Genomic DNA, 11,552 nt, shown 5'->3' on the forward strand with positions numbered 1-11,552 from the left:
TCGGCATGCGACAGCCGAGACTGCTGACGCCGCGTTGGAATCCCGACCCGGACGACGGCCAGCCGGAGCGCGGGAAGGCGCGCCGGGCATCGGGCCGGCGGACCTACGCTCCGCGGCTGGGCTGGGGCGGCCTGTTCGGTGGCCGGGCAGCGGTGGAGGACACCGGCACCGTCTACACCGGGCCCTCCACCCAGGCCGGCGCGATCTATCCGTTCCTCCTCGGTTCGGGGCTGCCGCCTCGCGGGGTACCGGTCGGCCGGGACGTGCTCACCGGCGAGCTGGTGTGTGTCGACCCGTCCGGCTGGACCGGGAAGCTGACCACCAATCCCGGGGTGTGGGTCATGAGCCAGCCCGGCGTTGGCAAGAGCGCCCTGGTGAAGCGCATCTGCCTCGTCTACGTCGCGTTCGGCAGCATGATGTGCGTGCCGGCCGACGTCAAGGGCGAGTACACCGCGATGATCCGCGAACTCGGCGGCAGCGTGCTGAGGATCGGCACCGGGGCCGACCGGATCAACCCGCTCGACTCCGGCCCTCTGCTGGGCCGATCGGCCTCACTGCCCGCCACCGAACGCGGCGCCCTGCTCGACGTCCTCAACGGGCGCCGGCTGGAGACCCTCGGCGCCCTGCTGGCCACCCGGTGCGGGCTCGGCCGCCAGCCGGACGAGATCGAACGCTCCGCACTCACCACCGCCGTACAGCTCGCCGCCGATGCCGCGCCGGGCACCGACCCGGTCATCCCCGACGTCACCACCGTCCTGCGCCAGGCCCCCGAGGCGCTGCGGGCCAAGCTGGCGGCCGAGGGCGACACGTACCTCGACCTGACCCGCTCGGTCGTGGCAGGGCTGGACAACCTGGTCGACGGGCCGCTCAAGGGCATGTTCGACGGGCCGACCACGACGCCGCTCGACCTGGACGCCCCGGCGGTGTCGGTCGACATCGATGCCCTGCGGGCCCGGGGCCGTGACGTCGTGTCCGCCGGGATGATCGCCAGCTGGGCCTACACCTACAACACCATCGACAGCGCCCGCAGCCTCGGTGTGATCCGCCGCCGACTCGTACTGCCCATGGACGAGATGTGGCGGGCCCTGCGTTCCGGCCCTGGCCTGGTCGACGCCATGGACTCCATCAGCCGCCTCAACCGCACCACCGACGACGTCACCATCTACGTCACGCACTCGCTCCAGGACATGGAAGCCCTGCCCACCGAGGAGGACCGGGCCAAGGCCAGAGGCCTGATGGACCGGTGCGACACCTGGGTCATCGGCGGCTCGACCGACGAGGAACTCGGCCGCGTCTCCGGCAAACGAACCCTGACCGAACAGGAACGCCTGCTGATCACGTCCTGGGCCTCGGCCACCAGCACCGGCCTCGACGCCTCCGACCACGTCCATCCCGGCCGCGGCAAGTACCTCATCAAGCTCGGCACCAGGCCCGGCATCGCCGCCGCGATGGAACTCACCTCCACCGAACACCGGCTCTACCACACCGACACGGCCGGGAACGCACCCAAAGGAGCCCGTCGATGATGACCGAGAACGACCGGGCGTGGCTCGCCGGCGGCGCCCTCGCCGGCGGCTCGGTGGTCCTGTCCGCCTCCACCTGGACCGGTGCCTCCGTCTGCGCCGCCATTGCCGGAGCCGACATCCCGCCGCTCAGCCCCTTCACCGTCTTCGAGATGACGCGCGACTGGCACTCCGTCTGGCCGAACTCCCCCACCACCAGTGCCATCGGCGCCGTACTCCTCGACCTGGTCGTCCTCGCCGGCCTTCTCTGGGGCCTGCGGACGGGACTGCGCTGGTTCCACAACGCCTCCCACCTCGCCACCCTCCACCAGGTACGCGACCTCGCTCCCGAGCGCGCAGCCCGCACCGCCATCCGGCTGCGCGCTTCCCTCCACGGTGTCAGGCCTCGCGCCGTCGCGCCGCACGACCGTGGTGTGCTGATCGGCGACCACCTGCCGACCGGCGTGGAACTGCGCGGGTCCGACGAGGACACCTACCTCGCCCTGATGGCACCCCGGGCCGGCAAGTCCTCGACGATCGCGATCCCGGTCGCCGAGGAAGCCCCGGCGGCCCTGCTGCTGACCAGCAACAAGCCGGACGTCTACGCCGCCACCCTGGCCTCCCGCCGGAAGGCGGGCAACGTCTGGGCGTTCGACACCCAGGGCGTGGCCCGGATCGAGCGGGCATGGTGGTGGGACATCATCTCCGAGGCCGAGACGCTCGACCGCGCCGAGCGCCTGGCCGGGCACTTCGTCAACCAGGTCAAGTCGGACGTTGCCGACCCGTTCTGGTCTCAAGGCGCCGGCGACCTGCTGGTCGGCATGTTCCGCGCCGCCTGGTGGGACGGCGCCACCGTACGGCACGTACTCAAGTGGCTGGCCGACCCCAAGGAACGGGCGCCGCTGCGGATCCTCTACCAGCACGAGGAGGTCCTCGCCGAACAGGTCGACAGCTCCATCAACATCGCCGAGGAGACCCAGTCCGGCATCTACCAGAACGCCCGCACCGCCGTCAGCGCGCTGCGCGACGAGAAGGTGCTCGCCTGGCTGCTCCCCGACCGGCACCGGCCCCGGTTCCGGCCGGAGGAGTTCGCGCTCAGCCGGGACACCCTCTACCTGCTCAGCAGGAAGGGCGGCGCCGCCTCCGCCGTCGTCGCCGCGCTGGCCGACTCCGTGTTCACCTCCGCCTCCGAGGCCGGAGAGCGCCACGGCGGACGCCTGCCCGAGCCGATGCGCGCGGTCCTGGACGAGGCGGCCAACATTTGCCGGATCGAGGACCTGCCCGACCTCTACAGCCACCTCGGCTCACGCGGTATCACTCCCTGCACGATCCTCCAGTCCTACCGGCAGGGCGTACGGGCCTGGGGAGAGGTCGGCATGGACGCCCTGTGGAGCGCGGCCACGAAGAAGGTGATCGGCGTCGGCCTGGACGACCCGCGCTTCGTCAACGACATCGCCACCCTCGTCGGCAACCACGACGTCATCCGCGAGTCCCGTTCCAGGAGCCGCGACGGCGGTTCGACGTCCTTCAGCGAGCACCGCGAGCAGATCCTCGAACCTGCCCAGGTCCGTGCCATGAAGCGCGGCACCGCCCTGCTGCTGTCCACCGGCATGCCCGTCGCCCAGATCGCGCTGCGCCCCTGGTACGAGGAACCGGCCATGGCCCACCTCGGCCCCGCGATGAAGACCGAGGAGGCTCTCATCGCGAAGCGTGCCGCCGTCGCCTGGGAGGCCCGGAGGTCGGCTCGCCATGACTGACGAAGCCGCGGATCGGGTGCTCACCGAGGACGTGGACGATCTCAAGGCCATGCTCCAGGCCGTTCAGGCCGAGTTGCGGGACCTCCGGGAGTCCGGCTCGGCCAGCGCCGGATCGGCGGATCACGGAAGCGAGACACCCGACGACGCCGAGGCAGAGCAGGAGGAGAGCACCGAGTGGCAGTACCCGCCCTTCCTCTTCCTCCTCGAAGGTGAGCAGCGCGACGCGGAGCTGAGACTGCTCGCGGAGTGGGTCGAAGGCGTCCTCGTCCCCGGCTGCCTCGGCGAGGCATCCGCCGAATCCCGGTGGTGCCATCTGTGGATCGAGCACTGGGACGCCGTCGGTGTCCTGCACGCGATGTGGCTGGCCTGGCAGGAGCTCACCGATCCCGCCACCTGCGGCTACACCGGGCCCAGCGTCTGGTACCGCGACCACTACCGGCCGCACATCGCCGACCTGCGCGGTCCGGGAGGGCCGTTCGCCGGCTGCACCAAGAGCGAACACCGGACCGGGCACCGACTGCCCGGCAGGGTGCCCAGCGCCTGGTGCACGACCGAGGACGACAGCTGACCGGCCGACGCTACCGGGTCTTCCTCCGCGGATGGAGCGCACCGACCTCTCGGGACAGCTCGGACGCGCGGTGGGCCGGCAGGCGCGCCGGGTCCGACGGGCGGGCCACCGTCGTGCTGCGGGCACGGGCGGCGGCGGCCTTCACCCGGCGGGTGTCGTAGAAGGGGTCCCCGGTGAAGCCGAGCGTGTTCCGGCGGTCGGCCTCCAGCACGGCCCGGCCGAGGGGGCGGCCGACCGCTTCGGCCGCGCGCGCGGTGGCGATCTGCGCTGCGGCGGACGCTTGACGGGCGCTGTCGTAGGCGTTCGTGATGTGGCGGATCTGCTCGGGCGATGCCGGGTACCACCTGGTCCAACCGTCCCGGAACTGGTCGGAGGGCGCGCTGCCGCGTGGATTGTGGGCGGGATCGGAACTGAGGAGTGCTCCGCGCTGGACCAGGGCGGAGCCGATGCGGGGGACGTGTTCGGCGAGGATCTGTCCGGCTGCGGGGACAGCGTGGGCGGCAGCGAGCAGGTGGGTTGCGTCGCCCGGCGCCGTGATGATCTCGTGCGGGGTCCTGGGGGCGCGCCGCCCGGTGTCGCGGCGAGTCCAGCCCGGGGAGAAGAGGGTGCGCCCGAGCCGGACCACCGCGAACTCCGCCTCGCGGACGAGGCGCGGGTTCGAGGCCGCGGGCGCGCTGCCGAGGCCCGACTTCCAACTGGCCGCGGCCTGTTGCCAGGCCTGAGCTGCCTCTCGCAAGGCGCCGCCGGCCACATCCACGACGCCCTGGGCGACCGGGTCGGACGTGAGGAGATCCCGGGTGTGCTCGATCAGACGGGCGGTGAGCAGGTGGGCCACCGCGGAGTGGTCGGCGGCGATCGACAATTCGGCGACGGTGGCGTCCGGGAGGCGCTGGGACGCTTGCTGCGCCACGTGGGCGGCCAGCCATTCCAAACCTCCGCCGACCGCCCGGAGCGCTTCGTACTGCGACTCGCCCGGCCTGACCGGGGGCGGCGGCGCCGTGGCGGCCTGCGGGAGGTGCGTGAGACCGGGAGCCGGGACGGACGGGCGGGGCGAGTGGAGCTGGCGCTGGATGCCGATCGCCGCCCGCTCGATGAGCACCGCGCGCTCCCTGAGGCGGTAGGCCACGTCATGGCTGCGAATCACCCGGCGGTCGGACGGGCACAGCTGGCCGATCCGCACGGCCACCCGCCCGGCGACGCTGGCGAGTTCGGCCGTCTGGGAAACCATGTGGCGCGCGACCCCGGCACTGTCCAGGTACGCGGCGTAGGGGCTGCGGGGCTCTCCGTCCGGCCCGTGGTGGCTGGCGAGCAAGTCTCCGGCGAAGCGGAGGAAGCCCACGGCTTCGGCCAGGTGCGACGCTGCCGGGTCAGGCTCGGGCCACGCGTAGAAGGCCTCGTCCCGCAGCAACCGTCCGAGGATCTCCACGTTGCTGTGCAGTCGGGCCACGTCGCCTTCGGCGATGCCGAGCGGGTCGGGAGCGAGGGGTCCGAATCGGCTGGTGCCGCGGTGGAGCAGCTGGAAGACGTCCGCCAGCGCCTCACTGCGGGCGGCGTGCTGACCTGGTGTGCTCGGGCAATCGGCGTCGGCGAGGGTGAGGGCCGCTAGGGCGTACTCCATCCTGGAAAAGGCCAGGGTGACGAAATCACCCCAGGTGACGTCCGTCATCCGGCCCCTCCCTGCTCGACCGGCAGGGCATCGCGCAGTGCGGCGGCGGCGTCCCGGGCGTGGAGGGCGGCCATGTGACGGTCCCGCATCCGCCGGACGCCGGGCGAGCGCCGGGCGAGCTCGTCGAGTGCGTCGGCGAGGTCGGCCAAGTGGCCGACCAGGTCGTGGTCGGCCAGGCGGTCGCCGTCCTCGGGATCGCGGTCGGGCAGTGGGAGGTAGATGGTCGCCTCGGTGGCGTAGGAGGCGGCGGTGAGAGCGGCCAGCTGGTCGTAGCGGTCGTCGCGGACGGCCAGGTCCGCGAGCGCGTGTGCGGCAGTGGCGGCCGTCCTCAGGGCGGTGGCGGCCGCCTGTTCGACGTCCGGCTGGTTCGGGTTCGGGTTCATGATTCGGTCCTCCGATGGGATGGCGGTGCGGAGACAGACGAGCACAGCTCGCACCGGTTCGGGGTACCGACCGGGGTTGCTGTGGAAAACACGGGCCTGACAGCAGGGCGGTTCACCGGATCGGATGAACTCGCCGAGTTCGCTCCCGGCCTCGGCTCACCTCTGCTTGGGCGTGCGCCCCGGCTGGACGGACGATCCGCCGCGTCGCAGGTGCGCCGGCCGCTCACCCGCAGCGGCGGTCGGCCGCCTCGGGGACGTACGGGCCGACCGCGCCGTGGCCGCTCTCGCCGAGACGCTTCCTGGTTGCGCGGCCGTCGGGCCAGGCCGTTGCAGCGCCTCGCCCATCCGCCGCAGCTCGGGAACATCGACGGTGATGGACGGAGTCCCGGCGGCGGGACCTCCATCCTGACGCCGCGCGGACATGCTGTAGGCACCTGCCGCGTTGCCGAGAACCAGGAGGGCCTCCGCGCTCGGCAGCCCGATCTGGCCGCGGCGCAGCCGGTCGGAGGCCAGTTGGGCGAGCCGGGCGATCGTCTCGCAGGCGCGGATCGACACATTGCGAAGGAACTCGGAGACACGGTGGTCGGCGAAGAGCCGACCGGCACATTCACCTGCCCTCAGCGCGAGAGTTCGCCACAGTCGGCCAACCGCTTCCCGTACGGCCCCAAGTTGGCGCCATTCCTCCAGTCCGCGAAGGTCTGGGTCGCATCGCTCGGCATCGCGAAGAGCTGCGTTGACGGCCTCCGCACCGTACCCTGCGGCAGGCAGTACCGTCGCCCCCTGCACGTCCCGCATCACAGGTCCACCCGACTTCGCGGCAACCTGCTGCCACCGAACCCGCAGCGCCTCGACATCGGCCTCCAGGATCACTCGCAGATCGTCGGCCGTGCTGCGCCCCGCGGGCACGATCTCCTTCCAGGCCTCCATCACCTCACGGAGCTGCACCCTGAGATCGGGCAGCCCGACCTGGTCCGTCACCAGCCGAGCACCTGCCGGCTCAGCCGTTCCCTTTTCGGGCCACAAGGGCAACTGATCCGTCTGCGCCTCCCAAGCGCCTGCCGTTTTCTCGTGTGCCGCCGATTCCAGGTGTGCACGCACTGACCCGCCGTCCGTTCCGGCATCCGCCGTCAAGCTCCCCACGAGTCCGGCCGAGACCGCGTCCTCCTCTGCCAGCCGCTCCCAAATCCTCTGTTCATTCTCTGGAGGAACACCAAGAATGAGATCCTCCCGCTCCGCCGGCTGCAGTGATCGCATCCGCCATCTCCCACACGACTATCCGCATATACGTCTGTCTGCACCAAGAAGGAGTGGGATGCTCCGGGCGGGCGCCGCCCCCTCCAGGTGCGAGTTCCCCCGGTGTAGCACACGCCTGCCGAATTTCACCGGCCAACGCGACGGCCATATCCGAACTCATCGGCTCACCCTGATCACAAGCACCGGCGCGTCATCAATCCTCGCGGCACTGGCACCCGAGCGCCCGAATTTCCGAGGGCCACCCGACCAACCACCAGGGGTAATCCAAGAATCGGCCCCGTCGACGACCCCAGTCCCACGAGATGAACGAAGTCAGCAATGACTGAGTACAGCGAGTTAGTGCTTATTGTTACACTTAATACTGCCAGCGAAGCTGAAGGATCCGTCGATCCCGTTCCTTCACGCCGGTGCCGGATCCTCGGAGTTGCCCTACCCCGTGAACCAACCACGACATGCCATGACAGCCGGCCATGATGAGGTCGACGTCGCCTTCGATGTCGGCGGCTGCACTCAAGACGACCTGAGCTCGGGAGACCCGCCCACTGCTGGTCATCGGTGACTCCGACGCCGAAAATTTCAGCGGGAGATCGACCTCGACGCCGCCATCATCGAGGCCGGTATGACCCTTGGCGAGGGCTGCGCCAGCGATGCCGTGCCCTCGCGGCCACAATGGGCCGCGAGGCACAGGGGACCTGCTGGCCTGCACCCTCGGCCGCGAACTCGCCGGGCAGGTTCGGCTGACATGCGGGTCCGCGGCAGATCAGCGTACGAGGATCACGACCGCGCCGAGGACGCCGTCGCCGTGCTACCGGTCAGGGTCCTCGTTCCACAGGAAAACGTGGTTCCGGAAGGAAAGTCCGAAGCCCCGCCGAAGAGCGGCGTCGACCATCTTCTGGGCAGTGGTGATGTTGGTTCGGCCGTCCGACCCTTCCGGCATGACCATCACCCGCTGCGGCGCCAGCGCCACATCTACGACGATCCGGTCGATCTCTGCCAGGTCCGTCTCCCAGTCCTCGGTGACGACGAACTTGAACCAGGCCCGGCCGCTGTCCCGAAGAGCAGCGAGCGCCTCCGGCTTGAACCGCTTGGAAAGCCGGTTGCCACTGCTGGCCAACTTCGGGGAGACGTTGTACTGCGTGACGAGCTCGTTGAACTCCGCGAGGGGGGCGATGGTACCGGCAGTCTCGATGTGGACCTCGTGGCCCCAGCCGCGCAGCTGCTCCAGCAGCGGCACCAGCTCCCGCTGCTGCATCATCGGCTCGCCGCCGGAAATCACGATGATCGTCGGCCGGTGCTCGATGTCCCACAGCGCCCTCAGCCGGTCGAGGACCGCGGCGGCGTCCATGTGCTTGAGTCCGTACAGGGGCTCGTCGCGCTCGTAGCGCTTCCCGCTGCGGGACTTGGCCGCCTTCTCGTCCGTCACCGCCCACGTGTACGCGGTGTCGCAGAAATTGCACTCCAGGTTGCAATCGAAGGTTCGCACGAAGAGGCAGTGCCGTCCGGCAGCGCTCCCCTCACCCTGAACCGTCGGCCCGAATACCTGGCTGATCTTCATCACGCGGCGATTCCTCCGTTGCTCTGCAGACGAGGGGCCCACCCTCCGTCGGGGGGTACGGCGGCAGGCGGCCGACATCACAGGTGGGTGGCACCGGGCAGGCGGCCGAGGACGGGAAGGGCGGTGAACGCCTCGGCGTGTCCAGCGCCGCTGCGCCTGCCCCACAGGCGTGCGAGGTCTTCGGCCATGGGGCCGAAGTGGTCGTCGATGGGCTGGGACTCGTGGCAGTGCAGGGCCCGCATCTTGGTGTCGAAGGTCCTGGTGACGTCGACCATCACCGTGGGGGTGACCGGGCCGACGAGGGTGAGGGAGTTGTAGGTGTCGCAGGTGTAGAGGCGCCGCGGTCGGCCGGTTTCGATCTTCGCCTCGGGCAGGGCTTCGAGGACGGCCTCGGCGGTGTGCCGGTGCTCGGCGTGAGTGTCGAGGACGGGATGGGTGATGACGACGTGCGGCTTCAGCTGGACGAGCAGGGCCCGGATCGCGGACGGGGTGAGTTCGGCGACCTGGTGGAGGGTGGCGCCGAGGACGGCTGCTCCGGCCTTGGCCTCCGCGTCGCGGACCGGGCCGTGGAGGGGGACGGCGATGTGGACGGGCGCATGTTGAGCGTGGAGGGCGAGGGTGCCGCCGGCCCACAGCTCGGCGTCGTCGGGGTGGGCGAACACGGCGAGTACGGACTGCGGCCCGGTCGACTGGTCGTCAGGATTGCGCGGCACAGGGAGCTCCAGAGGGGCTGGGGGCGTGGGCCGGGACGAGCCGGCCGTCGCGGATGGTGAGGGTGCGCATGCCGGCCGCCAGGGCTGCGAAGCCGTCGGCGAAGTCGGCGGTGAGCTGGGCGATCACCTCGCGCACGGGCAGGCCGGCCGGCGCCCGATAGCGGCCGGCAGCGACGGTGACGCCGTGCGGTGCCAGTGCGGCCTGAAGGGCGGCGTGGCGGGCGGCGGCGGTGTCCGCGACGGTGCCGTCCCAGTCGACGATCAGCGCCGTCGCGTCGCCGAGGAGTCCGACGGGGGTCACCGGGTCACCGTCCTGCGGTGGAGGACCTGTCCGTCGGGGCCCAGGACAGCGATCTCGGTGGGCGGGGACGGGGCGTCCTGGGGCCACAGCAGCATGCCCAAACCCGGCAGGCGGATCGGGCTGCACCCGGGCGGGACGGTGACCGGCGCGGAGAAGTCGCCGGTCACCAGCAGGCCGACGGGGTGCGGGCCGTGGCTCCCGTACCCGGCCAGGTCGAGGGCGGGGGTGTGCTCGTCGTGCCAGAGGAGGGTGGCGGCGCGGCCGTCGTCGGGCACCGGCTGGCCCAAGGCTCGGACGAGCACCGCGGTGGCGGAGAGCGACTGGGTCTGGGAGCTGGTGCGCTGAGCGGGGACGGTCGGGGCGGGGCGTACGGTGCCGGCGCCGCCGTCGACTTCGACGACGGTGCCGGTGGCGATCGCCTTGCGGGCGTCGGTGACGTTGGTGACGCAGGGGATGCCGAGCTCGCGGGTGATGATCGCGGTGTGGGAGAGCTCGCCGCCGGTGGTGGCCACGACGGCGGCAGGGCCCATGAGGAGCGCCGGGACGGCTTCGGGGCCGAGAGCGTCACAGACCAGCACCTGGTCGGCGATGCCGGCATCGCCGAAGGCGTGGACGCCGGGCCCGGTACCGGTGCCGGGGGCGGCCGCGATCCCGTGCAGCACCCGGTCGTCGTCGGCCGTCGTCCGAGCGGCGGTGTGGTCGGTGAGCGGCACGGTGAGCGGGCGGGCCTGCACGACGTGGAGGCTGCCATCGGCGTCGATCACCCACTCGACGTCGACGCGCTCCAGGCCGAGGGCCTCGGCGGCCCGGGCGGCGGCCGTGAGGAGCTGAGCGCGTGCTGCGGCGGTGAGCGCGGGTTGGTCCGCCAGGGCGGCCGGGGTGTACAGGTGCAGCACGCCCGCGCTGGAGGTCTGGATCTTGGCCCGAGTTCCGGCTACCGTGCCAAGGCCTACCCACTCGCCCGGCGGAATCTCCAACTCATGTTCCTTAGCGGGAAGTTGGATGACCTCCTGGGTGGCGGGCCGGACGGTGGCGCTGTGGCCGGGGCCGCCCACGTGGATCTCGCCGACCACATGACCGGAGACGAGCTGCTCGGCCAGGCCGCGGACGGCCTCGATCCGCCAGCGGGTGCACCGGCCGCCGGTGACGGCGGCGGCCAGGACACCGGAGCAAGCCGGTCGCAGGACCGCCTGCACGAGAACGGCCATGCGCGGCAGACCGGTTACCCCCATGGCTTGGCCGTACGCGGTAACGGTCGGGTGGTGGGCGGAGGCGCGAACGGCGCGGATGGCGTCCAGTAGCGCGGCGGGCTTGGCCGGGACGATGCGGGAGGTGAACAGGCCGGCGAAGGACGCCTCTCTTCCGTCCTCGGCTGCGGAGGAGGAGCGGGCGATCAGCCCGTACGGGGCCGGGCAACGGGCGAGGACCTCGCGGGTGGCGGCCGCGAGCTGCTCCTCGGGGTGACCTGCGGGAATGACGACTCCCGCGGGGACGGGCAGCCCGACGGCGGCTAGGCGGGCGAGGGCGGTGGCCTTCGCCCCGGCGGTTTCGGTGTCCAGGGTCTCGTCGAGACAGGGCAGGGCGATGGTCATCAGTCGGCTCCCGGGGCCAGCAGGTCGGCGGCGGTGATGGTGGCGGGGTCGGCGCCGTGCTGCTCGCACCAGCGGCGTGCTGCGGCGAGGTAGCGGTGCCGCTGGACCTTGCGGGTCTCCTCGCTGCCGGCCGCCCATCGGCAGACGGTGGTCATCCCCTGCACCCGCGCGGTGCCGGCCGGGTCGCCCGCGGCGGCGAGCAGCGCGGCGAGGACCCACGCGTCGCGCAGCCGGACCGCGCGTCGGCGCGAGGCGTCGATG

At 71.6% G+C, this 11,552-nt stretch carries 11 protein-coding genes; 3 read left to right on the top strand and 8 right to left on the bottom strand.

What is annotated here, in order from left to right:
- Positions 1 to 5: 5 nt before the first annotated feature.
- Genes AE652_RS05990 through AE652_RS06000 form a run of 3 tightly spaced genes read left to right on the top strand, consistent with a single transcriptional unit; the run spans position 6 to position 3,827 of the window.
- Positions 6 to 1,526, top strand: coding sequence for an ATP-binding protein (locus AE652_RS05990; protein ID WP_049650097.1), 1,521 nt, complete (start codon positions 6 to 8; stop codon positions 1,524 to 1,526).
- Complete coding sequence (locus AE652_RS05995; protein WP_049650098.1) at positions 1,523 to 3,259, top strand: type IV secretory system conjugative DNA transfer family protein; 1,737 nt, start codon at positions 1,523 to 1,525, stop codon at positions 3,257 to 3,259. The genes AE652_RS05990 and AE652_RS05995 overlap by 4 nt, the downstream gene beginning before the upstream one ends.
- Positions 3,252 to 3,827, top strand: a complete 576-nt coding sequence (locus AE652_RS06000; protein ID WP_049650099.1) for a DUF4913 domain-containing protein — start codon at positions 3,252 to 3,254, stop codon at positions 3,825 to 3,827. The genes AE652_RS05995 and AE652_RS06000 overlap by 8 nt, the downstream gene beginning before the upstream one ends.
- A 10-nt stretch (positions 3,828 to 3,837) precedes the next feature.
- Here the strand turns inward: AE652_RS06000 and AE652_RS06005 are convergent, their stop codons facing one another.
- The 8 genes from AE652_RS06005 to AE652_RS46195 form a co-directional block, all read right to left on the bottom strand.
- Positions 3,838 to 5,493 (bottom strand): hypothetical protein, encoded by a 1,656-nt coding sequence (locus AE652_RS06005; RefSeq protein ID WP_049650100.1) that lies wholly within the window; start codon positions 5,491 to 5,493, stop codon positions 3,838 to 3,840.
- Entirely contained in the window at positions 5,490 to 5,876 is a 387-nt protein-coding gene (locus AE652_RS06010) for a hypothetical protein (protein ID WP_049650101.1), read from the bottom strand. The genes AE652_RS06005 and AE652_RS06010 overlap by 4 nt, the downstream gene beginning before the upstream one ends.
- Before the next feature lie 156 nt (positions 5,877 to 6,032).
- Entirely contained in the window at positions 6,033 to 6,854 is an 822-nt protein-coding gene (locus tag AE652_RS06015) for a hypothetical protein (RefSeq protein WP_049650102.1), read from the bottom strand.
- Positions 6,855 to 7,935: 1,081 nt separating this feature from the next.
- Positions 7,936 to 8,685 carry a 7-carboxy-7-deazaguanine synthase QueE gene (locus tag AE652_RS06020; protein ID WP_063780074.1) on the bottom strand — a complete coding sequence of 250 codons (750 nt, stop codon included), beginning with the start codon at positions 8,683 to 8,685 and terminating at the stop codon, positions 7,936 to 7,938.
- A gap of 77 nt (positions 8,686 to 8,762) precedes the next feature.
- Positions 8,763 to 9,398 carry a PIG-L deacetylase family protein gene (locus AE652_RS06025; RefSeq protein WP_049650104.1) on the bottom strand — a complete coding sequence of 212 codons (636 nt, stop codon included), beginning with the start codon at positions 9,396 to 9,398 and terminating at the stop codon, positions 8,763 to 8,765.
- Positions 9,382 to 9,699 carry a hypothetical protein gene (locus AE652_RS06030; protein WP_049650105.1) on the bottom strand — a complete coding sequence of 106 codons (318 nt, stop codon included), beginning with the start codon at positions 9,697 to 9,699 and terminating at the stop codon, positions 9,382 to 9,384. Before AE652_RS06030 ends, AE652_RS06025 begins: the two co-directional genes overlap by 17 nt.
- A complete protein-coding gene (locus tag AE652_RS06035) occupies positions 9,696 to 11,291 on the bottom strand; it encodes a PEP/pyruvate-binding domain-containing protein (protein ID WP_049650106.1) in 1,596 nt (531 codons plus the stop codon). The genes AE652_RS06030 and AE652_RS06035 overlap by 4 nt, the downstream gene beginning before the upstream one ends.
- Positions 11,291 to 11,552 (bottom strand): hypothetical protein (locus AE652_RS46195; RefSeq protein WP_049650107.1); only part of this gene is annotated, 262 nt, incomplete at its 5' end. The genes AE652_RS06035 and AE652_RS46195, both read right to left, overlap by 1 nt.

Origin of the sequence: Kitasatospora sp. MY 5-36 (genome assembly GCF_001182915.1) — a bacterium.
In the GTDB taxonomy this organism is placed as follows: Bacteria; Actinomycetota; Actinomycetes; order Streptomycetales; family Streptomycetaceae; genus Kitasatospora.

Coding starts and splice junctions, on each gene's coding strand:
- AE652_RS05990 (WP_049650097.1), top strand. CDS start 6: ATGCGACAGCCGAGACTGCTGACGCCGCGTTGGAATCCCGACCCGGAC.
- AE652_RS05995 (WP_049650098.1), top strand. CDS start 1,523: ATGATGACCGAGAACGACCGGGCGTGGCTCGCCGGCGGCGCCCTCGCC.
- AE652_RS06000 (WP_049650099.1), top strand. CDS start 3,252: ATGACTGACGAAGCCGCGGATCGGGTGCTCACCGAGGACGTGGACGAT.
- AE652_RS06005 (WP_049650100.1), bottom strand. CDS start 5,493: ATGACGGACGTCACCTGGGGTGATTTCGTCACCCTGGCCTTTTCCAGG.
- AE652_RS06010 (WP_049650101.1), bottom strand. CDS start 5,876: ATGAACCCGAACCCGAACCAGCCGGACGTCGAACAGGCGGCCGCCACC.
- AE652_RS06020 (WP_063780074.1), bottom strand. CDS start 8,685: ATGAAGATCAGCCAGGTATTCGGGCCGACGGTTCAGGGTGAGGGGAGC.
- AE652_RS06035 (WP_049650106.1), bottom strand. CDS start 11,291: ATGACCATCGCCCTGCCCTGTCTCGACGAGACCCTGGACACCGAAACC.